The following is a 453-nucleotide window of genomic DNA, read 5'->3' as shown; positions in this document are numbered from 1 at the left end:
TATCGTATCTAAGCAGTCCCAAGCGTTTTTGTATGATATGCCGACAACCTCAGCTGCTTTTGTGATACTTTTTGTCTCTTTTATCGCTTTAAGTAGCGCTATATGCTTTGCTAAAACCTGCGTATCTTCGCCTAGAAATAGCTCTAAATTTATATCTGCTTTCAAATTTTTAACCTCTAAATATATAATAATAATTTGCAAATTATATCTAATTATATTAATACAAAAGCTTAAAATTACAAATTTTCTTTAAATTTTTGTAAAGTTTCAAGAGGATAAAATCAAGCTGTATTTTGTAAATAAATTTTAAGGTTTTATGATGAAATTTTTGCTAGCTATCTTTTGTAGCCTGCTTTTAGCCTGTGCCAGCGCTGACCTGAACGCAAACAGTGAAAAAGATGATTTTGACGTTGAATTTGAAGCAAAGAAAGATGTTTTCGACCCGCTTAGTGG

General features: G+C 31.3%; 1 protein-coding gene. It reads right to left on the bottom strand.

Features of this window, described 5'->3' with window-relative positions; all coding sequences use genetic code 11:
- A partial coding sequence (locus CYP28_RS00780) for a winged helix-turn-helix domain-containing protein (protein WP_141090881.1) occupies nt 1–165 on the bottom strand: 165 nt, incomplete at its 3' end.
- Nucleotides 166–453: the final 288 nt, after the last annotated feature.

This window comes from Campylobacter concisus (genome assembly GCF_002914195.1).
Taxonomy (GTDB): domain Bacteria; phylum Campylobacterota; class Campylobacteria; order Campylobacterales; family Campylobacteraceae; genus Campylobacter_A; species Campylobacter_A concisus_M.
The sequence above is the reverse complement of the archived record's forward strand: the minus strand, read 5'-3'. Positions and strand labels throughout refer to the sequence as shown.